22 protein-coding genes and 1 pseudogene are annotated in these 24,463 nt (G+C 69.7%); 15 read left to right on the forward strand and 8 right to left on the reverse strand.

Going from position 1 to position 24,463, the window contains the following annotated elements; genetic code table 11:
* The 3 genes from DLJ58_RS15360 to DLJ58_RS15370 form a co-directional block, all read right to left on the reverse strand.
* Window positions 1-219 (reverse strand): hypothetical protein (locus DLJ58_RS15360; RefSeq protein WP_208741112.1); only part of this gene is annotated, 219 nt, incomplete at its 3' end.
* A gap of 227 nt (window positions 220-446) precedes the next feature.
* On the reverse strand, window positions 447-1,685 hold the full coding sequence (locus DLJ58_RS15365; protein ID WP_124857017.1) for an MFS transporter: 1,239 nt from the start codon (window positions 1,683-1,685) through the stop codon (window positions 447-449).
* Between the two features lie 74 nt (window positions 1,686-1,759).
* Entirely contained in the window at window positions 1,760-2,425 is a 666-nt protein-coding gene (locus DLJ58_RS15370; RefSeq protein WP_208741114.1) for a DNA alkylation repair protein, read from the reverse strand.
* 110 nt (window positions 2,426-2,535) lie between these two features.
* Between DLJ58_RS15370 and DLJ58_RS15375 the strand changes: the two genes are divergently transcribed.
* Window positions 2,536-3,249 (forward strand): alpha/beta fold hydrolase, encoded by a 714-nt coding sequence (locus tag DLJ58_RS15375; RefSeq protein ID WP_124857019.1) that lies wholly within the window; start codon window positions 2,536-2,538, stop codon window positions 3,247-3,249.
* A 66-nt stretch (window positions 3,250-3,315) separates the two neighbouring features.
* Here DLJ58_RS15375 and DLJ58_RS15380 read toward each other — a convergent pair whose 3' ends face one another.
* Window positions 3,316-5,199, reverse strand: a complete 1,884-nt coding sequence (locus DLJ58_RS15380) for an alpha/beta hydrolase-fold protein (protein ID WP_158629592.1) — start codon at window positions 5,197-5,199, stop codon at window positions 3,316-3,318.
* 225 nt (window positions 5,200-5,424) lie between these two features.
* Here DLJ58_RS15380 and DLJ58_RS15385 point away from each other — a divergent pair, with 225 nt between their 5' ends.
* Window positions 5,425-5,817 carry a YybH family protein gene (locus tag DLJ58_RS15385; protein ID WP_112588689.1) on the forward strand — a complete coding sequence of 131 codons (393 nt, stop codon included), beginning with the start codon at window positions 5,425-5,427 and terminating at the stop codon, window positions 5,815-5,817.
* A 76-nt stretch (window positions 5,818-5,893) separates the two neighbouring features.
* Here the strand turns inward: DLJ58_RS15385 and DLJ58_RS15390 are convergent, their stop codons facing one another.
* Entirely contained in the window at window positions 5,894-7,504 is a 1,611-nt protein-coding gene (locus tag DLJ58_RS15390) for an alpha/beta fold hydrolase (protein ID WP_158629593.1), read from the reverse strand.
* A 69-nt stretch (window positions 7,505-7,573) separates the two neighbouring features.
* Complete coding sequence (locus DLJ58_RS15395) at window positions 7,574-10,402, reverse strand: AfsR/SARP family transcriptional regulator (protein WP_158629594.1); 2,829 nt, start codon at window positions 10,400-10,402, stop codon at window positions 7,574-7,576.
* A 184-nt stretch (window positions 10,403-10,586) separates the two neighbouring features.
* On the opposite strand from DLJ58_RS15395, the gene wrbA reads away from it, so the two are divergent.
* Entirely contained in the window at window positions 10,587-11,195 is a 609-nt protein-coding gene (gene wrbA, locus DLJ58_RS15400; protein ID WP_124857027.1) for an NAD(P)H:quinone oxidoreductase, read from the forward strand.
* Between the two features lie 92 nt (window positions 11,196-11,287).
* Here wrbA and DLJ58_RS15405 read toward each other — a convergent pair whose 3' ends face one another.
* Window positions 11,288-11,890 carry a class I SAM-dependent methyltransferase gene (locus DLJ58_RS15405; RefSeq protein WP_124857029.1) on the reverse strand — a complete coding sequence of 201 codons (603 nt, stop codon included), beginning with the start codon at window positions 11,888-11,890 and terminating at the stop codon, window positions 11,288-11,290.
* A 53-nt stretch (window positions 11,891-11,943) separates the two neighbouring features.
* Here DLJ58_RS15405 and DLJ58_RS15410 point away from each other — a divergent pair, with 53 nt between their 5' ends.
* The 4 genes from DLJ58_RS15410 to DLJ58_RS15425 all read left to right on the forward strand — a co-directional run bounded on the left by DLJ58_RS15410 (window position 11,944) and on the right by DLJ58_RS15425 (window position 14,668).
* Window positions 11,944-12,741: a hypothetical protein gene (locus tag DLJ58_RS15410; protein WP_124857031.1), complete on the forward strand. Its 798-nt coding sequence runs from the start codon at window positions 11,944-11,946 to the stop codon at window positions 12,739-12,741.
* 77 nt (window positions 12,742-12,818) lie between these two features.
* Window positions 12,819-13,655 carry an alpha/beta fold hydrolase gene (locus tag DLJ58_RS15415; RefSeq protein WP_124857033.1) on the forward strand — a complete coding sequence of 279 codons (837 nt, stop codon included), beginning with the start codon at window positions 12,819-12,821 and terminating at the stop codon, window positions 13,653-13,655.
* Window positions 13,648-14,238: a TetR/AcrR family transcriptional regulator gene (locus DLJ58_RS15420; RefSeq protein ID WP_124857035.1), complete on the forward strand. Its 591-nt coding sequence runs from the start codon at window positions 13,648-13,650 to the stop codon at window positions 14,236-14,238. Before DLJ58_RS15415 ends, DLJ58_RS15420 begins: the two co-directional genes overlap by 8 nt.
* A gap of 115 nt (window positions 14,239-14,353) precedes the next feature.
* The gene (locus tag DLJ58_RS15425) at window positions 14,354-14,668 is read left to right on the forward strand and encodes a chorismate mutase (RefSeq protein ID WP_124857037.1); all 315 of its coding nucleotides are present in this window, start codon (window positions 14,354-14,356) and stop codon (window positions 14,666-14,668) included.
* On the opposite strand, the gene DLJ58_RS15430 is transcribed toward DLJ58_RS15425, so the two are convergent.
* Window positions 14,629-15,528, reverse strand: a complete 900-nt coding sequence (locus DLJ58_RS15430; RefSeq protein ID WP_124857039.1) for an IclR family transcriptional regulator — start codon at window positions 15,526-15,528, stop codon at window positions 14,629-14,631. The genes DLJ58_RS15425 and DLJ58_RS15430 overlap by 40 nt on opposite strands.
* Before the next feature lie 111 nt (window positions 15,529-15,639).
* Between DLJ58_RS15430 and DLJ58_RS15435 the strand changes: the two genes are divergently transcribed.
* The 8 genes and pseudogenes from DLJ58_RS15435 to DLJ58_RS15465 all read left to right on the forward strand — a co-directional run bounded on the left by DLJ58_RS15435 (window position 15,640) and on the right by DLJ58_RS15465 (window position 24,362).
* The gene (locus DLJ58_RS15435) at window positions 15,640-16,887 is read left to right on the forward strand and encodes an ABC transporter substrate-binding protein (protein WP_158629595.1); all 1,248 of its coding nucleotides are present in this window, start codon (window positions 15,640-15,642) and stop codon (window positions 16,885-16,887) included.
* Between the two features lie 76 nt (window positions 16,888-16,963).
* Complete coding sequence (locus tag DLJ58_RS15440; RefSeq protein WP_124857043.1) at window positions 16,964-17,917, forward strand: carbohydrate ABC transporter permease; 954 nt, start codon at window positions 16,964-16,966, stop codon at window positions 17,915-17,917.
* Window positions 17,914-18,744 carry a carbohydrate ABC transporter permease gene (locus tag DLJ58_RS15445; RefSeq protein WP_091399805.1) on the forward strand — a complete coding sequence of 277 codons (831 nt, stop codon included), beginning with the start codon at window positions 17,914-17,916 and terminating at the stop codon, window positions 18,742-18,744. The genes DLJ58_RS15440 and DLJ58_RS15445 overlap by 4 nt, the downstream gene beginning before the upstream one ends.
* A gap of 8 nt (window positions 18,745-18,752) precedes the next feature.
* Entirely contained in the window at window positions 18,753-19,934 is a 1,182-nt protein-coding gene (locus DLJ58_RS15450) for a mandelate racemase/muconate lactonizing enzyme family protein (RefSeq protein WP_124857045.1), read from the forward strand.
* Window positions 19,931-21,139, forward strand: a complete 1,209-nt coding sequence (locus DLJ58_RS15455; RefSeq protein WP_124857047.1) for a fumarylacetoacetate hydrolase family protein — start codon at window positions 19,931-19,933, stop codon at window positions 21,137-21,139. The genes DLJ58_RS15450 and DLJ58_RS15455 overlap by 4 nt, the downstream gene beginning before the upstream one ends.
* 2 nt (window positions 21,140-21,141) lie before the next feature.
* Window positions 21,142-21,556: pseudogene (locus DLJ58_RS35145) on the forward strand (aldehyde dehydrogenase family protein); the annotation flags it as partial.
* 30 nt (window positions 21,557-21,586) lie between these two features.
* Window positions 21,587-22,465: an aldehyde dehydrogenase family protein gene (locus DLJ58_RS34580; protein ID WP_244218949.1), complete on the forward strand. Its 879-nt coding sequence runs from the start codon at window positions 21,587-21,589 to the stop codon at window positions 22,463-22,465.
* Between the two features lie 322 nt (window positions 22,466-22,787).
* Entirely contained in the window at window positions 22,788-24,362 is a 1,575-nt protein-coding gene (locus tag DLJ58_RS15465) for an alpha/beta hydrolase-fold protein (protein ID WP_124857049.1), read from the forward strand.
* The last annotated feature ends 101 nt before the right edge of the window (window positions 24,363-24,463 follow it).

Consider the following 24,463-nt stretch of genomic DNA (forward strand, 5'->3'; position numbering starts at 1 on the left):
CGGGTCCGTCGACGGTAGGGGCACGGGCAGGGGGACGACTGCGGTCGGCAGGGGAAGGGGGACGGTCGGCCGCACCGTGACCACGTCGGCCACCGAAACCTTGGTGGCCTCCGTCGAGGTGGTGACCCCCACCAGCGGGAGCCGCGACGGCGATGGGGTGTCGGCGTGGGCGGGGTCGGCACCCAGAGCCGCGCCGAGCGCCACCGCGCCGAGCGCCACCGGGGGGAGGCTGTGCCTCAGCCGCATCAGAGGGAGGCCGCCGGCAGCGGTGTCGCCAGCTTTGCCCGGTCCGGCTCACCGGCCCGGTGCCGCTGACCGAGCAGTCGGCCCTCGCACCCCGCCGGTCCCTCCATGCGAGGGTTCTTGCCCCGGCAGATCGCGGGCTACACCTCCCGTCGATGTCTCGACCGAGCGATGTGGACAGACCGGGAGCGCGCCCGGCCGGGTCACACCCGAGCTTCGGTGGGTGTCGGCGTGGGGTCGAGTGGCAGGTCACGCAGCCGGCGGATCGGCGTCGACAGGTAGATGATCGGGGACAGCACGGTGAGCGCCCCGAAGATCAGCAGGGTGGTACGGGCACCGAGTGGCCCGGCCAGGACGCCGGCGAGCAGGCCGCCGACCGGGATGGCACCCCAGGAGACGAACTTGACCGTGGCGATCACCCGGGACAGCAGTTCCGGTGGGCTGGCGAGCATCCGGTAGGTGCGGGTGGTCACGCTGAGCACCACGTTGGAGCTTGCGAAGATGAGGTTTCCGACGGCGAAGGCCACGAACGCGGCGGTGCCGGTGCCCAGCGGGATGATGAGCGCGCCGGCCACACCGACGGAGGCCGCGATGATCAGGCCGCGTGCGGTGCCGAACCGATCGGTGAAGCGGGTCGTCAACGCCGCGCCGATGAGCGCGCCGAGGCCGTCGGCGGCGATCAACAGCCCGACCATGAGCGGCGGTGCGTGCAGCTCACGCACCAGGTAGAACGGGAACAGGGCGAGCATGCCACCGTTGACGAAGTTCGTCGCGGTGGCGTCCCACATGGCCGGTCTGATGATCGGGTGCCGGATCACGAAGTGCCAGCCCTCGCGGATCATCGTGGTCATAGGCGGCCGCTCGGCCGGTCGCTGCACCCGCCGGGCCGGCAGGGTGCGCAGCAACGTGGCGGAGAGCAGGTAGCTGACGGCGTCCACGAACAGCGTCGGCACGGCGCCCAGCAACTGCACCGCGAGACCGCCCAGGGATGGCCCGCCCAGCGAAGTGGCGGCGTGCGTGCCGGAGGTGAGGCTGTTGCGGGCCTGCAACTGCGCGGCCGGCACGATCTCCGGCAGGAAGGTCTGGTTCGCCACGTCGAACAGCACGTTGGCGAAGCTCACCACCAGGGCGACCGCGATCAGTTGGGCCACCGTCAGCATGTCGAACCACCAGGCCAGCGGGACCGACGCGATGGCGAGCGCCCGGACCAGATCCAGGGCGACCTGCATGCCGCGCAGCGGCAGGCGCTGCACGATCACGCCCGCCGGCAAACTGATCAGAAGGTACGCCAGATAGCTCGCCGCCGTGATCAGACCCATCTCGAAGGCCGACGCGTGGAGCACGGTCAACGCGGTCAGCGGTAGGGCCAGCGTGCCGACCGCCGAGCCGAGTTGGCTGGTCGTGCCGGCGACCCACCACCGCCAGAATGCAGTAAGTCTCATAATGGAACTCACTATAGGGGTGCACGGGAGACGCCGTCGACCCCGCCGATGCGGGATCGACCGGCATTCGCTGCCTATCGCGCTCGGCGCACCATCTCGCTGATCCAGGTGGGCGCGAACGGAGACGTACAGCCGGGGGAGGTGGGGTAGTCCTTGAGCACCTCGAGGCGTTCGCCGATGTCGATCGCCCGGGTGCGGTGCTCGGCGTGCTCGATGCCGATCTGCGCCAGGCAGTGGTTCATCGCCCACTGGAGGCGATCCGGCGCGTCCTTCATCTCGGTCTCGATCACATCGAGCAGTCGCGGGAGGTCGAGACTCTCAGGCTTCTTCGTCACGCGCTCGGTGGTCAGCGCCCAGCCGGCACTCGCGACCACGGGATCCGGGTCGGCGAACCAGGCCAGCCGCAGCTCTTCGGAGTGCGGGCTCTTCTTCACCACGTAGTTCACCAGCCAGTCGTGCACCTTCGGGGTGCGCGCCTCGCGCAACATGACGTCCACCTCGTCCCGCTCGAACGCCCGGGGACGGCAGATCAGGATTGCCAGCAGCCGCGCCGAGACGTCACCAGTCGCCCAGAGCTGGCGGGCGAGATCGTGCTGCGTCTTCAGCCGCTTCGCGAGCGCCCGAAGCGCGCCGAGGTTCACACCATGATCGTCACCGTGCCTGGCGTTCACCTCACGTGCCTTCGGGTCCTCCAACCCGGCCAGCTCGGCCATCACGTCGGTCACCGTCGTCGTATCCATCGCAGCCTCCTGCCACATCGGGGCCGGACGTTTCACACTCGCGTAACGGGTATCCAGGCGTACCAGTGCGACCGCGGTGAACAGCTTCACGGAGTGAGGGGGCACCTATCATGCCTGATCCACAGCCCACGCTCGTGCTCGTGCACGGCGCGTTCGCCGAGTCGGCGAGCTGGAACGGTGTGCTTGAGCGGCTGGGTTCGGCGTACAACTCGGTGGCCGTCGCGAACCCGCTGCGCAGCGTCGCGGGCGACGCCGAGTACGTGCGAGATGTCGTCCGCGGGATCGGCGGCCCGGTCATCCTGGTCGGCCACTCGTACGGCGGCATGGTGATCACGCAGGCCGCAGCCGGCGACACCTCGGTGCGGGCCCTCGTGTACGTCAACGCCTTCGCCCCGGACACCGGCGAGTCGGCGCTGGCGCTGTCCGCGAAGTTCCCCGGCAGCACCCTCGCCGACACGCTGGTGCAGTACCCGGTGTCGAGCGGTGGGAACGAGGTGGCGATCGGCCAAAACCAGTACCACGCGCAGTTCTGCGCGGACGCGTCGAACGACATGGCCGCGCTGATGGCCCGGACCCAGCGGCCGATCACCGAAGAGGGCCTGGGCGGCAAGCTCACCGGCGATCCCGCCTGGCGATCGCTGGCCAGCTGGTTCGTGTTCGGGGACGCCGACAAGAACATTCCCGTCGAGGTACACCGCTTCATGGCCGAGCGGGCCAACCCCCGGGGGCAGCGCGAGATCGTCGGCGGCTCACACGCGATGGCGGTGGCCCGGCCGGGCGAGGTCGCCGAGACGATCATCGAGGCGGTCCGGGGCGTGAGCTGACGGTCCGGGGCGGGCAGCTGACGGTGGGCCGACGACGAGCGGTCGCCGGCCCACCCGGTCGGCTGGTTAACGAACCCGCAGCTGCTGGTGGACCGCTGCGGTGGGAGCGTGCACCGGGTCACCGGAGTAGGCGACGTGCACCGGGTGCACCCCTGCGGGCAGCCCGTCGGTCGGCAGCGTGACGACGGCCGCGCCGGCGCGGAGCGGAACCACCTGGGTGGCACCGCCGAAGGTGACGGCGACGTCGCCGGTCACCTGCGGAGCCTTCCGGTGCGGAGACTGTGCCCGCACGTCGACGGTCAGCGTGAACGTGTCACCCCGGACGACCGAGGCGGGCGCCGCCTTCGCCTTCACCGCGACCCGTGCCGTGCCCGGAGGCGTCAGGGTGACCTGGGCCGAGCGTGACTTGGTCGGATCGACCACCGAGGTCGCCACGACGGCGAGCGACGACGCGGTCTCCGTGGCGGCGACCGAGAGCAGACCATTCGCGGAGATGGTGGTGCCGGTGGAGGTCGCTCCCCGGACCGACCACGTCACCGCTGGGCTCACGCCTGCGTTGGTCGTCACCTGAGCGGTGAACTGCCTGTTCCAGTTCCAGCCCTTCGTCAGGTTCACCGTCGCGGGCGTCACCGACACGGAGTCGACCCCCGACCACAGGTGGTCCCGGGCGAAGATCGTGAACAGCTGCCCGGCCGTCATTCCGTCGTGCGCGCCGGGGACCTGGGTCGTCGCGGCGGCGTACCCCCGGGCCCGGAAGTTGTCCGCGATGGCGTTCTGGGCGTTGAGGTTGCCCTCGAAGACGCCGTTGCCGAGGAAGACGGTGAGGTCGTCGTCCCCGACCGCGTTCGCGATGGTGTCGTAGTCCTGGGTGGTGAGCGACGGGTTGCCGGAGAAGTGTCCGTAGAACGCGAAGGTGGTCGGGTAGTTCCTGATGACGACGCCGCCCGTCATTCCACCGTACGAGAACCCGGCGTAGGCCCGCCCGGAGCGCTCGGTCGAGACGTTGTAGCTGCTCTCGATGAGGGGCAGGATCGTCTGGACCAGGTTGTTGGCCGCGTTGGTCTGGTTGTAGGACGCGAAGCCGAGGCTGGTGCCCGTGAAGTGGTTGCCCATGGTGACGACCACCGTCGGCTCGATCTCGCCCCTGGCCGTCATGTTGTCCAGGATGTTCGGGACGTTCGCGGGGACCATGAAGTCGGTCTCGTCGCCGAAGATGCCGTGGGCGAGGTACGCGACCTTGTACGGCTCCGCGCGGTTGGCGTCGTAGTTGGCCGGCAGGTAGACGCCGAGGTAGTGGCCGCTGTCGCCCAGGATCGTGGTGTACGGGATGTACTTGACGGTTCCCCGCTTCGCGCGGTCGGCCACCGGCAACTCGTAGTCCGCACGCGCCTTGAGCCCCGGGTCGTTCTGCTTCTTGGCGTACGGCACGTGGACGGCATCGAGGACGTCGTTGTTCCTGACCCGGAACGAGGACTCGCCTGGCGGCCGAGGGTTCGTCGAGGCGGGGTCCCAGATGCGCTTGTTCTCCCAGCCCTGGGTCGGGTCCCAGACGCGGTACCAGTAGCTGAGACCTCCGGCGTGCAGCGGGACCGAAACCGACCAGTTCCCCTTCGGGTCCCGGGTCATGTCCCGGAGGAACTCGGTGCCGCCCGCGTGGTAGCGCCCCGGCTGCCACTCTTCCGGCTGGTAGCGCGTGGTGCCGGTGTCGACGTCGAGCAGGGTCAGGTCCCCGGCGAGCCGGACCTGGGTGGCGTGGGGATTGCGGTAGACGAACGTGACTGTGTATCCGGTCGGTGACTTGCGGTCCGCCTTGACCGTCGCACCCGGCGCGGGCGCGGGCCTGCCGGCGGCGGCAGCCGGCGCGGGGACGATGGCCCCCGCACCGAGTGCCGTGAACGTGAGAATCGAGATCGCAAGCCGGAGCCTGCGTCTTCCGGTCGTTTCCCTCATGCGCGAAGACTCCTTTGTGGTGGTCGCTCGTCGCGGTCTGGTCCGGTGCTGGAGTTGAGGGCTTCGATGGCAGCTAAATCGAATTAGCATCGGGAGTGTGGCTGGATACCCCTTTCGATGTCAAGGGTGTCCAGGGCCGAGGCCGGCCAGCGCCTCGACGGGTGCGCCACCCGCGGCCTGCGGGTTTTCCCAGCTGACCGCCGCTCGGATGGCAGGGTGAGAGCCATGGACAGGAAGCACGTCGAGGATTGGCTTGCCACCTACGAGCGGCTCTGGCGGACCCCGGGCACGGACGCGTTGGTTACGCTCTTCACCGAGGACGCGAGCTATCAGCAGGGGCCGTACTGGACGCCCGTCGTCGGCCTGCCGGCCATCGCTCGGATGTGGGAGAAGCAGCGCAAGGGCCCCGACGAGGTGTTCCAACTGACCACGGAGATCGTCGCGGTCGAGGGTGACACCGCCGTGTCGCGCCAGGAGGTCCGCTACGGCGACCCGGTCGACCAGGAGTACCGCGACCTGTGGGTCATGCGGTTCGCCGACGACGGACGGTGCCGCTCATTCGAGGAGTGGCCGTTCTGGCCGGGGCAGCAGCCGGCCGAGCCGTCCGACGGCTCCTGACCTGAAACGGTTGCGGTGGCGACGCCCCAGCCACCGGGTAGGGGACCTGACCGACACGCCGTCGGGGTGGGTCGCACTACCTACCGTGAGCTGGGGCGTCACCGTGACGATGTCGACCCGTCAGACCGGGGCGGCCGGGCAGCTCGCTCCGGTCGGCGGTGTGGTTCTGGTGATGAGGTACCGCTCCCACCTGACGACGGGTGCACTCGGTCCGTGGGTAGCTGGCGTGGCCCGACCCCTCGTAGGTGACGAGGTGGCCCCGGCTGCCGAGCTGGCGCACCACCTGCTGAGCCCCGTCGTACGGGGTGGCCGGGTCGTACCGCCCGTTGAGCACCAGCAGCGGCGCGCTCGTCCGTACCCGCAGCTGATGTTGTGGGTTGGTCGCCGTCCAGCCCAGGCAGATCGCGCCGAAGCGGACGGCCAACGGGGAGGCCCGCAGGTGCGGTGCCGCGGCGCGGGACAGGTCGAGATACCGGTTCCAGTCGGCGAACCCGTCGACCGGCAGCGACCAGTCCTGGCAGAACGCCGGTAACGCGTACTCGGTCAGGTCCTTGTCGCCGTCGACCGGCACCATCGGGGACGCGAGTGAGGCGGGCTCGCCCCGCTCCAGCGCGAGCAGCATGTTCGCGAGATCGGCCCAGGTCGCGTCGAAGAAGTTGACGAAGGTCGCGAACCCAAGCTCGAACCAGGTCAGCGGGGTGCCGGTGGCCGCGTCGAGCAGCGTGCCCGCATCGGCGCGGCGCATCAGTTGGTCGTAGAGTGCCGGCACGTCACGTCCGTGCAGCGCGCAACCAGGGTTCCGCTCGCACCAGGTCACGAACTCGTGGAACAGCGCCTCGTTACTGGCCGCCCCGCTGCGGAAGTATTCCCTGACCCCCTGGCTGTGGTCCATCACGCTGTCCATGACCAGTGCGCGGACACGGTCGGGAAACAGCTCGGCGTAGGACTGCCCGATCAGTGTGCCGTAGGACCACTGATAGAAGCTCAGCTGTCGCTCACCGAGCGCGGCCCGGATGGCGTCGGTATCGCGCGCGACGCTCACACTGTCCAGGTGGTCGAACAGTGGGCCACTGTGGGCGCGGCAGTCGTCGCGCAACTGGCGGTTGTAGGTACGGAGTCGCTCGAACTCCGCCGCGTTGGCTGGCGTCAGGGAGGGATGCTGACCCAGCAGCTCCGATGAGCAGCGCACCGGTGCGCTACGGACCGTGCCCCGGGGGTCGAAGCCGACGATGTCGAAGCGGCGTAACACGTCCGGCCCGAGCTGACTGGCGGCCGTCAACGCCACGTCCACCCCGGACAGGCCGGGCCCGCCGGGGTTGAAGACCAGAACACCGATGCGGGCGGCCGGATCGGTGGCGGGTCGCCGGGCCAGGGCCAGCGGGAAGGTCTCCCCGCCCGGTCGGGCCCAGTCGACCGGCAGGCGCAGGGCGCCGCACCGCGTACCAGGATCGTCGGGCTGTTCCGGGCACGCCTGCCAGTCGATCCGACCGTTCCAACCGCCGGTGGTGTCTGTGGCGACGGGCCCGGTGCCACCGGCCGTCGGCGTGGTGCCCGCGAGCGACGGTGGGGCGTTGAGCGAGAGGGCGACGAGGACCGCGACGACGGCCGAAAGGCTACCGAGGAGCCGTCGGCGTCGACGGGCGACCCCGCGGGGATGCCGGAAGGTGGTTCTCTTCGTGGTCAACATTCGTCCAGCCTGCCGACGCCCGGTCCACGTCGGATCCATGCCGGTCCGCAGACGCTCGGCGCAGGGCGATCATCGGTACGCCTCAAGCCGCTCGGACAGCATCGTGGCCTGCGGATGACCGACCCGGTCGAGGATCGCCAACGCCTGTCGCCACAGGTCGACCGAGGTGTCGTGGTCGCCCACCGCCTGATGGGTGTCGCCGAGGCGGACGAGTGTGTCCGCCCTTCCGCACGGGTCCTGGACGTCGGAATAGAGCGCCAGAGCGCGCCGGTAGCAGTCTGCCGCGGTCGGATGCTTCCCGAGGCCGTGATAGGCGAATCCGAGACTGTCCCAGGTGTGGGCCGCGCCGAGCCGGTCCTCGCCCTTCTCGTAGAGCGCCAGCGCCTGCTCGCAGTAGGTGATGGCGCGGGCGTGCTCGTCCAGCCGCGCGTGGCTCCAGCCGAGAGCGTTGAGCGCCGCGGCCTCGCCGAGCCGGTCGTCGGTGCTGCTGGCCAACGCCAGTGCCTGCCTGGCATGAGGAAGTGCCGCCCCGGCGTCGCCCTCGATGTCGGAGAGCCAGGCGAGGTGCAGGTGTGCGCTGGCCTGCCCCGGGAGGTCGCCGGCCTGGTCGTACCGTGCCATTGCGCGCCGGAGGTGATGGTGGGCCGCACCGAACCGGCGGTGCTGGATGTGGGCCAGCGCGAGGTCCCGGTGGGCCAGCGCCTCGGCCCGTGGATCACCGCGGCGCTGCGCGACCGTGACCGCGATGGCCTGTACGGCGGCCAGGTCGTGCCACTGCGAGAGCCGGCTGAGCAGGGGAGTGAGGGCCTGGGCGAGGTGCCCGGCGTGGGCGTCCGAACGGTGCGCGACCGCGTCGTCGACGGCGGCCAGCAGCACCCGCTGTTCGATGGTGAACCAGGCCAGCGCGGCCCGGTGGTCGGCGAACGCCGACGGTGACGCGTCGGCCGGCAGGGGCGGCGGATCGAGCGGCTGCCAACCAGCGTCGACCAGCCTCGCCGCGTCACGGGCGACACGCAGGTAGTGGTCGAGCACGCGCCTGCGGACGGCGCTACGGTCGGCCGGGCAGTCGAGCGCGTATGTCAGCTCCTCCCCGTAGGCGCGGAGCAGATCGTGACAGCGGAAGCGGTTGGGGGACTGCTCGGCCAGCAGGTTCGCGCGGGTCAACTCGTCGAGCGCCGGCCGGATCAGGTGCGGCGGGGCCCCGGCGAGGCTGGCTGCTGCCGCCGCGCTGACGTCGGCGGCGGGGTGCAGGCTGATCTGCCGGAACAGTCGGGCCGCGTCCGTGCTGAGCAGTCGGTACGACCAGGAGAGCACGGTGCGCACGTCGGTGGCGGCATCGTCGGTGGCCAGGGCGGCGAGCCCGCCCCGGCTCGCCGCGAGATCGTCGGCGATGGCCTGGAGCGGAAACGCGGGCCGGGCGGCGGCCCGCGCGGCCACGATGGACAGGGCCAGGGGCAACCGCGCAGTACGTCTGATCAGCTCGTCCACCGCTGCCGGCTGGGCGGCGGCCCGTTGCGCACCCAGTCGGCGAACGAGCAGTTGGCGCGCTTCGTCGTCGCTGGGCAGGTCCAGCGCGAGGGGATGGGCGCCATCGGTGGCGACCAGGCCGGGCAGGGTGTGGCGACTCGTCACGAGCACACCGCAGCGGGTCGACCCCGGAAGCAGCGGCCGCACCTGTTCCGCGTCGCGGGCGTTGTCGAGCAGCACGAGCAGCTGTCGGTCCGCGGTCAGGCTGCGGTACAGGGCGAACTGGGCCGCCGGCTCCGCGGGGATTTCCAGGGGTTTCACACCCAGGGCGGGCAGGAGCGAGCGTACGACGACGGCCGAGGGGGACGCCTCCTGCGTCGCGGTGCCGAATCCACCCAGGTCGACGTGGAGCTGCCCGTCGGGGAAGTGATGCAGGTTGTCGTGCGCCCAGCGCAGCGCCAGCCAACTCTTTCCGACGCCGCCCGTACCGGTGACGACGACGGTGCTGGCCGAGCGGGAGTCACCGAGCAGCAGCGTGGTGAGCCGGGCCAGCTCCGCGGCCCGGCCGGTGAACAACGTCGGTGGGGCCGGCAGCTGCCGGGGGGCGATTCGCGGCGCGACTCTTTCCGATGGCCGCTGATCGGATGTCAACAGCTCCCGCTCCGCTCGCAGGATGCGGGTGTGCAGGTGTTGGAGATCGGGGCCGGGCTCGACTCCCACCTCCTCGGCGAGGAGGTGACGGAGCTGCCGGTACGTCGCGAGCGCGTCGGCACGCCGGCCGGTCCGCGCCAGGGCCACCATCAGTTGCCCCCATGGGCGCTCGCGCAGCGGATCGTCGTCGATCTGGCTCCGCAGCGGTTCGATCAGCTCGTGATGCCGTCCGGCGCGCAGCTGGAGGTCCGCGACCTCTTCCGCCAGGCTCGACCGCTGCTCCTGGAGCCGCGCTCGGACGGAGAGCAACACCCCCCAGCCGGGGAGGCCCGCGAACGGCTCCCCACGCCAGAGCGCCAACGCGGCCTCGAACGACTCCTGGGCGGCTGACCAGTGACCCTGCCGCAGCGCGGAATACCCGCGCTGGGCCAGGTCGTCGAAGGCCACGCTGTCCACCGTCAGCCCGTCCAGGGCGAGGCGGTAGCCGGTGGGCCCGGCGAGGATGGCGGGGTCGGGGAAGCCGGGGGAGCGCAGCGCCCGGCGCAACGCCCAGACATAGGTCTTCACGTTGCCGGCTGCCGTCTTCGGTGGGCGCCCCTGCCACAGCTCGTCGACGAGGTGGTCGATGGACCACCCGGTGCCCGGCTGTGACATCAGCACGGCCAGGAGGCGCACCTGCATCGGTGTGCCGAGGACCAGCCGTTCCCCGCAGGCCGACCGCACCTCGACCGGTCCGAGCAGTTGGTACCGCGCCGCCGCTGGCGCCCCGGCGGGGTCCATCGCCTCATCGTAGGGGCCCGAACCATTCCGCCTCATCGGCTGGACGGCCGCGGCCGCGCCCGTCTCCTGGTGTGCTCCGTCACGCAGGTGGGCATGGTCAGGACGTTGGGGTGCCACGAGGTGGCTGCTACAGTCGAGATTGTTGCGGCCGCAAATTTATCAGCGGCAACTACTTTGGGAAAGGATGCCTCCGATGACCAAGCTCTCCGTCATCTACTACTCGTCCACCGGAACCCTCCACGCCATGGCCAAGCGCCTCGCCGAGGCCGGCGAGAAGGCGGGCGCCGAGGTGCGGCTGCGTCAGGTTCCGGAGCTCGCCCCGGCCGAGGCCATCGCCTCCAACGCCGCCTGGAGCCAGCACTTCGACGCCACGAAGAACGAGCCGAAGGCGACCGCCGACGACGTCGTCTGGGCGGACGCTGTGTTGTTCGGCACGCCCACCCGCTACGGCAACGTCGCCAGCCAGCTCAAGCAGTTCCTCGACACCCTCGGTCCGCAGTGGGCGCAGGGCCAGCTCGCCAACAAGGTGTACGCCGGCTTCACCGCCTCCATGACCGCGCACGGCGGCCAGGAGTCGACCCTTCTGGCGCTCTACAACACCATCCACCACTTCGGCGGTCTGGTCGTCGCCCCGGGCTACACCGACCCGCTGAAGTTCGCCGACGGCAACCCGTACGGCGTCTCGCACGTCACCGGCGGAAGCAACGACGCCCCGCTGGACGATGCCCAGTTCGCTGCCCTCGACCACATGGCCGAGCGGGTCGTCAAGATCGCCGGGAAGCTCAGCGCCTGAGCGCTCTGGCACCGTAACGCACGCCCGCGTCGACGCGGGTGCTCAGCTGGGCGAGGGTCGGTCTCCCTTTGGGGGGCCGGCCCTCGGCGGTCTCACACCGCGATCGCCGCGATGGCGGCAAGCAGCCGATGCTCGTCGGTGCCGGGCCGCCGGAGACGTTCCACCTCCCGGAAACCGGCTCGGCCGAGTCGTTCGGAGACCTCGTCGACCGGCCAGCGGTAGGCGGTCAGGACCTTGTGGTCGAAGGCACCTACCTCTTCGGCGTCGAAGACGCCCAGGACCAACCGCCCGGCCGGGACCAGCACCCGCCGGAACTCCTTGAGCATGCCGTCGAACTCCGGCGGCGGAAGATGAATCAACGAGTACCAGGCCAGGATGCCGTCGATGGAGTCCTCCGCCACGTCGAGGCGTTCCATCGAACCGATGTGGAACTCGACGCCCGGGTGGGACGCCCGTGCATGCGCGATGAACGCGGGGACCAGGTCGATCCCCATCACGTCGACGCCCAGCTCACGAAGGTGGCCGGTGAGGTGGCCAGGCCCGCACCCCAGATCGAGCACCCGGCCGGGCAGGTCACCCAGGTGTCGTTCGATGAGGGCGAGGTCGTCGGCGTCCACCTGCTGGCTCGTGCCGAACAGCTCGATGTAGAGCTCCGCGACCGACCCGTAAGCCTGCCGTACCGTGTCCGTTTGCATCTCGGCACTATATGGGTCACCAGACCTTGCTGAGGCGGCCTACCGTGATGGCCATGACACGTCGAGCCACAATGGCCGGCATTTCTGCGGGCCTGCTCCTGCTGGGTTGCTCGGTTGGCGCGCCGACGAAGAGCGAACCCAAACCTGAATCCGCCCCGGTGTCGGCCACCAGCGCCGATGCCGATGCCGATGCCGATGCCACCACGACGGCCGAGGCGATCGGTCTGCTGCGTGGGGGGACGGCGTTCGTCAATCAGACGAGTTATCGCAGCGACGTCGACATCGCCAGCCAGGTCACGTCGCTGTCGCACACCGACAACGTCCACAAGCGTCTGACCGCCAAGGTTGCGGCGCCGGGTGGGGCCATCGAGATCCGGATGATCGACGACGAGGTCTACATGAAGACCAGTCTGTTCCGCGGTGTCGGCGACGGATGGATGGTCCTCGACCCGGCCCGGGTGCCGTCGGACTTCGGCCTCAGCTTCGCGCCGGGCAAGAACGACTCCGGCGGCTCCGGCCGCCTCATCGACGCGATCGTCACGGCACGAGCGGACGGCCCGGAGATCTCCGGGACGATCGACGCGACCCGGATTGCCGCCGGTAACGGGATCAGCTTCCGCCCCGGTCCCGGTGGCGTCTTTCCGGACAGCGCGCGCAGGCACGCGTTCCGGGCATCGCTGGACACCGAGGGTCGGCTGGTCAGCTTCCTGATGCCGGAGGCCGGCGGGCTGCCGAACGCGTCCCTGCGCTACAGCGACTTCGGTACGACAGTCACTGTCGCTCGGCCGCCCGGAGCGGTCGCCGCCCCCGACGCCCTCTATCCCCAGCTCGGCCTGGGTGGAGGGAAGTAGCGGCGACCGGCGTTTGCCCTCTGCGGCTAATGCGGTTAGCCTCTAGCTAATCGCGTTAGCTTCAGTGGAGGGGCGTCATGACCGAATACCTGGACATTGCCGGCAACACCATCGCCTACGAGGTCACCGGGCAGGGCCCACTGGTCGTCCTGGCACACGGGATGGGCGACAGCCGGCACTCGTACCGGTTCGTCGCTCCGGCCCTGGCCGCGGCCGGATACCGGGTCGCCAACGTCGACATCCGTGGCTGCGGCGACTCCAGCCTCGGCTGGGGCGGCTACAGCCGCACCGACATCTCGGGTGATCTCGTCGCCGTCGCGCGCCACCTGGGCGGTCCGGCCGTGCTCATCGGCCAGTCGATCAGCGGCGGTGCCGCGACCATCGCGGCCGCCACCGCGCCCGACCTGATCACCGGCGTCATCGAGCTGGCGCCGTTCACCCGCGCACAGTCCTTCGACCTCGGCGGGTTGGTGCGGGTGAAGCGCTTCCGGGCCGGCTACCTCCAATTGGCGCAGGTACTCCTGCGGGGCAGCCTGGCGAGCTGGAAGAAGTACCTCGACGTGGCCATCCCCACCAAGCCCGCCGACTGGCACAGCGAGCTGGCGCGCATCGAGGCCAAGATGAGTGAGCCCGGTCGGATGAAGGTCCTCCAGGCCATGGCCAAGACCACCCCGGCCGACGCCGGTCGGCAACTGTCCAACGTCACCTGCCCGGTCCTGGTGATCCAGGGCAGCGCCGACCCCGACTGGGCCGACCCGCGGGCCGAGGGCGAACGCATCATCGCCGACCTGCCGCGAGGGCTCGGTGAGCTGGCAGTCATCGAGGGCGCGGGCCACTACCCGCACGCCCAGACGCCCGACGAGGTCCTCGGCCTGGCCCTGCCCTTCCTCGCCCGGACGCTCACCAATGCCTAAGGCCCGGCTCACCCCGGCATCTGTCACCGAAGCCGCAGCCGCGCTCGTCGACGAGGTCGGCTTCGACAACCTCAGCATGGGTCTGCTCGCCGAACGGCTCGGGGTCAGGACCCCCTCGCTCTACAAGCACGTCACCAGCCAGGCCGAACTGGCGCACCGGATCGCCGTCCTGGCCATGACCGAGGCCGGCGATGTCATCCGCGACGCCATTCAGGGCCGGTCCGGCAGCAATGCCCTCGCCGCGGGCGCCCAGGCGATGCGGACGTACGTGCGGGAACACCCCGGCCGGTACGCGGCCGCCAACGCCACCCGCCCGACCGGCCCCGACGACCCGTTCATCCCGGCCAGCGAGCGGGTGCTCGCCTCCTGGGCGGCCATGCTGAGCGGGTACGACCTGGATCCCGCCCAGGAGATCCACGCCATGCGGACGCTGCGCAGCGTCCTGCACGGCTTCGCCACCCTGGAGGCGGCCGGTGGGTTCCAGATCGACGCGTCCGTCGACGAGAGCTTCACCTGGCTGATCAACTTCATCGATCAGGGCCTTCGCGCCGGCGCCGCCAACGGCAGCGACGTCGGCCGCTGACACCGGGTTGCCTCGACCCGTACCGGCTGCCTCACCGTGCGGTGCCTACCCCTGGTAGCAGGTGCTTGGGTTCGGCAGGGCTCGCAGTACGTCGAGTTCGTGCGACGATTTCGGCGTGGCAGAGACTGCGGCGACGTTGACCGAGATCCGCGCTGGGATCGACGTACTGGATCGGGAACTGGTCGGCCTGCTCGCCCGGCGGGAGGCCCTGGTCCGGCAGGCCGCCCCGCTCAAGAGCGACGGCCAGGCGGTCCGTGCGCCGGACCGGGTGGCGCAGGTGGTGGCCCGGGTCCGCACGTTGGCCAGCGAGGCCGGCGCGGACCCGGATCTGATCGAGCGGATCTACCGGGGCATGATCCAGGCATTCATCGACATGGAGACCGACGAGCATCACCGCATCACCGGCGGGTCGGCGCCGAAAACGCGGTGATCGCCCGGGGCGTGCGCGCTCAGGTGGCGGAGCGCCTCACCGTCCGGGCTCGCCGAGGTGGGCGGCGCGTAGCCGAGCTCGTACGAGATCTTGTCGGCGGTCTCCAGGAGCAGCGGAAGGTTGCTCTTGAGCTGGTCGAGGCTTGCGATGACCTCGATCGCCGTGATCGAGGCGGCGGCGATGACCTGCCCCCGCGAATCCCTGACCGGCGCGGCCACGCACATCACGTACGCGTCGTGCTCGCCGTTGTCCACGGCCCAGCCGCAGTCGTGGATGCGGGCAAGTTCGGCTTCCAGGGCGTCGTGGTCGGTGAAGGTGGTGTCGGTGAATTTCTCGAAGACGACGTGGGAGAGAAGACGGTCGCGTTCCTGCCGGGGAAGGTAGGCCAGGATCGTCTTGCCCACGGCGCTCGCGTAGATGGACACCGCGCGTCCCACCCGCGAGGGCAGCTTGACGGCGTCGAACGCCGGGCTGTCCACCTTGTCGATATAGATGATCTCGTCGCCGGTCAGTTGCGCCAGGTGTACGGTGTGGCCGGTCGCGCGTTGCAGCGCACGCAGGTGTGCGGCCGCGGGCTGGCGGAGGTCCATCGAGCCGAGCGCGAGCTCGGACAACTCGATCAGGCCGCTGCCGAGCACGTAGGTGCCCGCGCCGGTGCGGCGGACGAAGCGCGCGGACTCCAGTGTCTGCAGGATGCGCAGGGCTGTGGACTTGTGGACGCCGAGCACGTCCGCAGCCTCCGTAAGGGACAGCGGGTGCTCCGCGGATCGACGGATGAGGTCGATCGCGCGACGGATTGATTGCGCCAAGGCTGTGTCTCCCCTCGCGCGACGGAAAGCGCCGTCGCAGTCATTGCACATTATGCAATGTAGATGACGCCATGCGCAATCGCCTCTTGACACCGTTGCGCATGGCGCTACGATCGTTGCAATTTAATCGGTTCGATGCCAATACGTAACAGTGGAGTAACGATGGGTAATAAGCGCGCTCATTTCGGCATCGCCAGGGCGACATGTGCCCTCGGCTTGGTCGCCACCCTCCTGACCGGTTGCGGGTCGGACGGCGATTCCGGCGGCGGCGTCACCAAACTGACCTTCGCCGCCTCGACCTTCGGCGACCCGGGTCGCGGGCCCCTGTTGACGAAGTGGCTCGACGAGTTCAACCAGAGCCAGACCAAGGTCCAGGTGTCCGCCGCCGCGGTGCCGTACCCGACCTTCGGCCAGACCGTGCTCACGCAGATGGGCAGCGGCAAGGGCCCCGACCTGATCCGCTTCGACATGCCCGAGTTCGAGGCGGCCTCTGACGCCGGCCTCGTCGCGCCGCTGGACAAGGTGATCGACGCCGGCAAGTACGACCTGCTCAAGCAGCCGGACCAGTTCATGGTCCACGACGGTGTCCGGCACGGCGTCATCTTCGAGGCGTCGAACTACGCGATGTTCTACAACGCGGACCTGATCCCGACGCCGCCGACCACCTACGAGCAGTTCACCTCCACCGCGAAGTCGCTGACCAAGGGTGACGTCTTCGGCCTGGCGTTCCGTCAGACGGAGGCCGAGGAGGCCGGTGTCTGGCAGGACATCTTCAACTACGTCTACGGCTTCGGCGGGGCGTGGTCCGACGGCAAGAACCTGACGATCAACTCGCCGGAGAACCTCAAGGGCCTGCAGGCGTTCAAGGACCTGTACGACGCGAACGTGATCCCGCGCGGCGCGGACGCGGCCACGTTCCGGCGGATGTTCGCCGAGGGCAAGGTCGGAATGGAGCTCAACAACGGCGGCTACGTGACCGCCACCCGCGGCCAGAACGCCAAGCTGAACTTCAACGTCGCGCCCATCCCGTTCCCCGTTCGCAAGCAGGGCGCGATCCTCGCACCGATCGTCATCAACGAGGCGAGCGAGGGCAAGGACGAGGCCGGCACCTTCATCAAGTGGGCGCTGGAGCCGCAGAACCAGGTCAAGCTGCAGGAGATCCTCGGTGCGAGCAGCGTGGCCACCACCACGCAGCGCAGCGCGGAGGCGCTCAAGGCGACCCCGTTCCTCCCCGTCTTCGACGGACTCACCGAGACCAGCCTGCCGCAGATCGTGCTGGGGTTCGAGGCCAAGACGCCGGACATCCGCAAGGTGGTCGTGCAAAACGTGGTCGCGGCGCTGCAGGGCAAGGCCGATCTCAAGTCGGCACTGGATCGCGCCCAGCAGCAGGCGAGCGAACTGGTCCGCTGACCGCTCGACAAGGCGACGCTGCCGGCGCAACGATCCGTGCGCCGGCAGCGTCCTTCCCCCAGAAGGATCGAACCCGATGACTGTGGTCGAGCAGACCGGAGCACCGAAGACAACAACCCCAGGCCGGCCCCGGCGTCGGCCCAGCCCGCTGGGTAGCAAGTGGACGCCCTACCTGTTCCTGGCACCCGCCGCCCTGTTCATCCTCGTCTTCCAGGTGGTACCCCTCATTCAGGAGGTGTACCTCAGCTTCACCAGGACGAGGCTGCTCAACCCCACCCGCAGCGAGTGGGTCGGGCTCGACAACTTCAACCGGATCTTCGGCGACCCCGAATTCCACCGCACCCTGCTGATCACAGTCGTCTACGTGATCACCTGTGTGGTCGTCGCGATCGGCGCCGGGCTCGCCGTCGCGCTCCTGCTCAACAAGAAATTCCGCGGCCGGGGCGTGGCACGGGCGCTGGTGACCGTCCCCTGGGCCGCACCGGGCATCGCGGTCGCGCTCATCGCCACCTGGATGCTCAACGCGCAGTACGGCATCGTGAACCGGTTCCTCGACGCGGTCGGGCTCGGCGTCCCGGGTGGCGCCATCCTGGACAGCTCGCGCTACGCGCTCCCGGCGGTGCTCGCCACGACCATCTGGCAGCTGTTCCCGTTCACCTCCGTGGTGCTGCTCTCCGCCCTGCAGTCCGTTCCGCAGGACCTCAACGAGGCCGCGACAGTGGACGGCGCCGGACGATGGGCCACCTTCCGCGCGGTCACCTGGCAGGTCATCAAGCCGACCGTGGGCCTGCTGGCCCTGCTGATGACGATCTGGTCGCTGCGGCGGTTCGAGCTGATCTGGCTGATGACCAAGGGCGGACCGGTCGGTGCCACCGAGACGCTCGTCATCGACCTCTACTCGCAGGCGTTCGACTCGAAGGAACTCGGATCGGCGGCGGCCATCGGAATGGTCGGCGTCGTCATCTCGCTCATCGTCATCATTGGCAGCCGCCTGGTCGCCCGTGCCGTGGAGAAGGGGGACGTCCGATGAGGCGCTTCCGATTCGGTGTCACCGCACGGATCGTCGCCGTGCTCGTCGTGCTGGGCGTCGCGGTGTTCCCGCTGTACTGGATGTTTGTCACTGCGCTGTCCAGCAACAGCGACCTCTTCGCCGATCAGCCCCGGCTCACACCCGACCTCGGCCAGTTCGGGGTCTTCGTGGACGCGCTCGCCGAGGGCAAGGCGGCCGGGTGGCTGCTGAACAGCCTGATCATCGCCGTCGGCACGATGGTTCTCTCCGTCGGCCTGGGCATACCGCTCGGCTACGCGCTGTCCCGGTTCTCGTTCTGGGGCAAGGCCGTGCTGACCGTCGTGCTGCTGTTCACGCAGATGCTCCCCGAGGCGCTCATGGTCGTCCCGCTGTTCGCGCTGTTCCGCCGCTTCGAACTGCTCGACTCGCTGACCGGCCTCGTCCTGGTGAACTCCGCCTTCGTCCTGCCGATCGTCGCGCTGATCCTCAAGGGCGCCATCGACGGCATCCCGAAGGAGCTGGAGGAGGCCGCGCGCGCCGACGGCGCCCGGCCCTTCACCACCCTGACCCGGATCAACGTGCCGCTCATCGCGCCGTCGATCGCGGCCACCGCTGTCATCGCCTTCTTCCACGCCTGGAACGAGTACGTGTTCGCGGTGACGTTCATCTTCAACCCCGATCTGCAGCCCGCCTCCGTCGGAATCGCGAACTTCATCGGCGAACTGGGTACGCCGATCCAGACGGTGATGGCTGTCGCCTTCCTGTTCACGCTGCCCGCCGTCGCCTTCTATCTGTTGGTGCAGAAGTACGTGGTGTCCGGCATGACCGCCGGTGCGGTGAAGGGTTGAGCCGAAAGATGAAGATCGTCTCTGTCGACACACTGGTCGTCGACTTCTACCGTACGAACCTCGTCATCGTGCGGGTCCACACCGACGAGGGGATCATCGGGCTCGGTGAGGCCACCCTGGAGGGCAAGGAACGCGCCGTCCAGGGTGCCATCGCCGAGCTGGCCGAGGCGGTGGTGGGCCTGGATCCCACCAGCATCTCGAAGATCCTCTACGAGACCGCGCGGGACTGGTACTGGCGCGGCGGGCCGGTGATCATGACGGCGTTGAGCTCGCTGGAAATGGCCCTCTGGGACATCTCGGCGCGCGAGCTCGGCGTACCGGTCTCCCGGCTTCTCGGCGGCGCGACCCGCGACCGGGTCCGGGCGTACGCGAATGGTTGGTTCTCCGGTGCCGTCACGCCGGAGGACTACGCGGCCGCCGCGCGCCGGACGGTGGAGTCGGGCTTCCGGGGCCTCAAGTGGGACCCGTTCGAGAACTACGACCTGACCATCACCACCGCGCAGTTGGACCGGGTGCTGGCCCAGATCGACGCCGTCCGTCAGGCGGTGGGCCGCGAGGTGGAGCTGTTCGTCGAGGGGCACGGCCGCTTCGACGTCCGCCACGCCATCAAGGTCGCCAACGAGATCGCCCAGTTCGACCCGGTGTGGTTCGAGGAGCCCTGCCCACCGGACAACCTCGATGCGCTCGTCGACATCCGTCGCGCGTCGCCGGTGCCGATCGCCGCGGGGGAGCGGTGGTACGGGCGACAGGGCTTCGCGCCGGCGCTGGCCCGCCAGGCGGTCGACTTCGTCCAGCCCGACGTGACGCACGCCGGCGGCATCGCCGAGCTGGCCTTCATCTCCACGCTCGCCGCGACCAGCTACGTGGGCTTCGCGCCGCACAACCCGAGTGGTCCACTCAGCACCGCCGCGACGCTGCAACTCGGGGCGACGTTGCCCAACTTCCGGTACCTCGAGATCATGGCGACCGATGTGCCCTGGCGTCCCGAGATCACCAACGAGCGGCTGGTGCTGACCGACGACGGCGACATCCTCATCCCGACCGGGATCGGCCTGGGCATCGATGTGGATCTCACCGCAATCGAGCAGCATCCGTTCACACCGCACCCGCTGCGGATGTTCCAGGACGCCGTCTTCGACATCCGTCCCCGCGACGAGCGGTCCTTCTTCAACCTGGAGAGCGACTCATGACGCTGCCACGGCCCCGGGGGTCGGCCGCGGCCGCGGACTGGGTCGGTACCGCCGCCGAAGCGTTGCCGGACGATGCCGACAGCGTCCTCATCGGCCGGATCTGGGACCCGTCCGGCGACGGCCCCTCACCGGTGACCGTCCGCGACGGCGCGGTCATCGACATCAGCCACCGGTTCCCGACCGTCCGCGACATCTGCGAGCTGCCCGATCCCGCCGCGACGGTGGCCGGGCTCGACGGGCCGAGGGTGGGCGACTTCGGGGAGATGCTGGCCAACACGGGGGCCGCGACCCGGGACCGCAGCCGGCCCTGGTTGCTCGCCCCGGTCGACCTCCAGGCGCTCAAGGCCGCTGGCGTGACCTTCCCGATTTCCATGATCGAGCGGGTGATCGAGGAACGGGCGCGGGGTGACCTGGCGCTGGCGGCGGACATCCGGCACCGCATGCTCGCCGACGTCGGCGTCGACCTGCACAGCCTGGAGGCGGGCTCGCCGGAGGCGGATCGGCTCAAGAGTCTGCTGGTCGCCGAGGGCATGTGGAGCCAGTACCTGGAGGTGGGCATCGGCCCGGACGCCGAGATCTTCACCAAGGGACAGATCCTCTCCGCCGTCGGCACCGCCGTTCCGGTCGGCGTGCTCGCCGCGTCGACCTGGAACAACCCGGAACCCGAGGTCACGCTCATCGTCCAGTCCAGTGGCCGGATCGTCGGCGCCACCCTCGGCAACGACGTGAACCTGCGCGACATCGAGGGCCGCTCGGCGCTCCTGCTTCCCCTGGCGAAGGACAACAACGCCTCCTGCGCCCTCGGCCCCCTGATCCGGCTCTTCGACGACCGGTTCGGCATGGATCGGGTACGCGAACTCGCGGTGCGCCTGGAGGTTCGCGGCGAGGACGGTTTCCACCTGGAGGCGGTCTCGGAGATGACCCAGATGTCGCGCGATCCCGAGGAGCTGGTTCGGCAGCTGATCGGGCCGCACCACCACTATCCCGACGGCGCCGCCCTGATGCTCGGCACCATGTTCGCGCCCATCCAGGACCGGGACCGCCCTGGTGAGGGCTTCACCCACAAGGTCGACGACGTGGTACGGATCAGCTGCCCAGCGCTCGGCACCCTGGTCAACCGGGTGCGGCACGCGGAGGAGTGCGAGCCCTGGCACTTCGGCGTCCGCGATCTCATGGGCAATCTGGTAAGGAGAGGACTGCTGTGAACGTGGTCAACACTGTCGATCCGCGCGACGGTAAGAGTCGCGCGACGGATCTCACCGAGACCGACGAGTCCCGGCTGGAGGTGATCGCCGGTCAGACGTCGGCGGCGGCGCAGTGGCTGGCCGCGCGCGGGAGGCTCGGCCGCGCGGAGCTGCTGGACGCGATCGCAGCGTCGCTGGAGTCCCGCAGGGAGGATCTGGTCGCTGCCGCGGAGGCGGAAACCGGGCTGAGTCATGCGCGACTCGACGGGGAACTCACCCGGGCGGCGGTCCAGTTCCGGATGTTCGGCGATGTGCTGCGCGACGGAGCGTACGTCGAGGCCGCCATCGACCACGCCGCCGACACACCACTCGGACCGGGACCGGACCTGCGGCGGATGCTCGTACCCCTCGGACCGGTCGCGGTCTTCGGGGCCAGCAACTTCCCGTTCGCGTTCTCGGTCGCCGGCGGTGAGCGCGGCCGCCCTGACCGGCTCGGTCAACGCCGCCCGTGCCATTCAGGAGGCCATCGACGAACGACCCGACCCTATTCCCCTGTACGCCGAACTGAGCAGCGTGAACCCGATCGTCGTCCTGCCCGACGCGGCCGCCACCCGAGCAGACCAGATCGCCGAGGGGCTGTTCGGCTCCTTCACGAACTCGGGCGGTCAGTTGTGCACCAAGCCCGGCCTGGCGTTCGTTCCGTCGGATCCGGGTGGCGACGGCCTGGTCGAGGCGCTGCGGGCGAGAGTCGACGCGTCGGGCGGCACGGTCCTGCTCAACGAGCGCATCCGGGACGCGTACGAGAACCGGTCCACCGAGTTCGAGCGGGCCGGCGCCCGGGTGTCGGCGCGGCCCACTGTCGAACCCGGCGCGGGCTTCACAGTGGCCCCGACCCTCCTGGAGGTCGGCCTCGCCGGCCTGACCGCCGAGATCGCCGACGAGTGCTTCGGCCCGCTCCTGATCGTGGTCCGCTACGACGACGCCGCCGACCTCGACGCCGCGCTGGCCACCGTCCCGCCGTCGCTGACCGGCTCGCTTCACCGCGGGCAGGACGACGACGTCGACGTCGTTCGCCGACTGGTCGACGTGCTCGCCGCCCGCGCGGGTCGCATCGTCTTCGACGGCTACCCCACCGGTGTCCGGGTGTCGTGGGCCCAGCACCACGGTGGACCGTGGCCGTCGACCAACGCCGTGCACACGTCGGTGGGCGCCACGTCGATCCGACGGTTCCTCCGCCCGCTGGCGTGGCAGGACGCCCCGGCCTGGGTCCTCCCCGAGGAGTTGCGCGACGAGTACACCGTCATCTCCCGGCGAGTCGACGGGAGGTTGCGGCCAGCGGTTGAATAACCGCGTCTGCCGGTCTCTTCCGGGCGCGTTTCCGGCCACCTGAGACTGGCGCACGAATTCCTTGACGAAATTGACCCGACAGAGAATTCGCGCGCCAGTTGTCCTGGTGCCGCTGAAGCGCGCCCGAATTGTTTGGACGCGATTCTCCGCTCCGATTTCCGTCTTGACCGTCAATGCAATTCATGGTTCTGTTTTCGACAGGGAACGATGTTAGCGCTCGCATGGCTGCATCGCTCGTCACTGGTATCCCTTCACCTCACCATCGAATGGTCGGTCGGCCGCTCGGTGCGGTCTGACCACACGCCGAAGAGGGAGCAGGAACATGCCCGTCGCACCTCCCCGTCCCCCGAGGCCGACACCGACACGCCGGCTGATGCTCGCGCTGCTCGCCGCCGTCACCGTGACGGCCGGAACGCTCGCCGCCCCGGCGGCCTCGGCGGCACCGCCCGCGCCGCTGGGCCCGACCGTCACCCGCACCGACAAGCCCCCGACCGGATACACGGTCACCTTCCGGTACCGGGCGCCCGAGGGTGTCCAGCAGGTCCACGTCTACGGCGACTGGTTCTACTCCCGCCCGGAGACCATCACCTGCCAGGACTGCGGCGACGCGCGGCCGCCGGCCGAGTGGCAGCCCGGCGACGTGGCCGCCACCCCGTGGCACATCCAGGCCATGCGGAAGGGCCCCGACGGGGTGTGGACCTTCACCACTCCGCTGCCGGCGGGCACCTTCCGCTACGCGTTCACCCACGACTGCGCCAACGAGCTCGCCACCGGCTGTGCCCTGTACGACGACCCGGCCAACCGGTGGCAGATCCAGCCGCAGTACCCCGGAGCGCCCGGCGCGGTACGCAGCACGATCTACGTCCCGACCAGCAGGAAGTTCCCGACGTACGACACCGGTTACCAGGCGCCGGTCGCCAAGGTCGGCCGGCTGGAGTCCCGGCGGTACACCTCGCCGCTGTCGACCAACCCGGCGGGAGTCCACGACATCGTCGTCTACCTGCCGCACGGCTACGACCCCAACCGGGCCACGCCGTACCCGACCCTCTACCTGAGCCACGGCAGCGGCGACCACTCGACCGCCTGGACGATGCAGGGCGTGGCCCACCTCATCCTGGAGAACGCCATCAAGGACCGGGCGGCGCAGCCCATGGTGATCGTGTCCACCGACTTCAACGGCCTCCCCGGTGGCAACGAGGGCTACGTCGACGAACTGCGGAACAACATCTTCCCGTTCGTCGAGCAGAACTACCGTGTCTCGACCCGGGCGCAGGACCGCGCGTTCGCCGGCTTCTCCGCAGGTGGCAGCCGGGCGTACACGATCATGTACAACCACACCGACCTGTTCGGCTACCACGCGGCCTGGAGCGCGGGCGGCCCGGCAGCCACCCAGGCCCAGGTCGACAGCATGAAGTCGGTGGCCGGCGGCATCATGATCGGCACCGGGCTGCAGGACCGGCTGGGCAACATCGCCGAGAACTCGCAGCGCAACGCCGCCGCCCTGCGGGCCGCCGGCGTCGAGCTGGACGAGTACAACGTGCCGGGCGTGCACACCTGGCACGTGTGGCGTCCGCTGCTGAACCACTACCTGCGCACCCTGACGTTCCGGGCCACCACCACCGATCTCGACGTCACCACGTCACCGGCGGGCCTGTCGCACCACACGAAGGTCACCGCCACCGCGACGGTCGGCACGGTCAGCACCAGCACGTCGGCACCCTCCGGCACTGTCGACTTCTACGCGGGTGACACGCACCTCGGGTCGGCCCCGGTGCACCACGGTGTCGCCCGGCTGAAGAAGACCGTCCACGGTGAGCTGAACGCACCGGTGGTCGCCCGCTACCAGGGCGACAAGCTCTTCAACGACTCCCGCAGCGATCCGGTCGACGCCCGGTAGTCCCGGGCTGGACCCCGTACTCCCTGTGGTGGGGAAGCCCCGGCCGCGCGCCCCTGGTGAAGTCAGGGTGTGCGCGGCCGGGGCACGTCCGGGACCGTTCG

Source organism: Micromonospora arida (genome assembly GCF_003857035.1).
In the GTDB taxonomy this organism is placed as follows: domain Bacteria; phylum Actinomycetota; class Actinomycetes; order Mycobacteriales; family Micromonosporaceae; genus Micromonospora; species Micromonospora arida.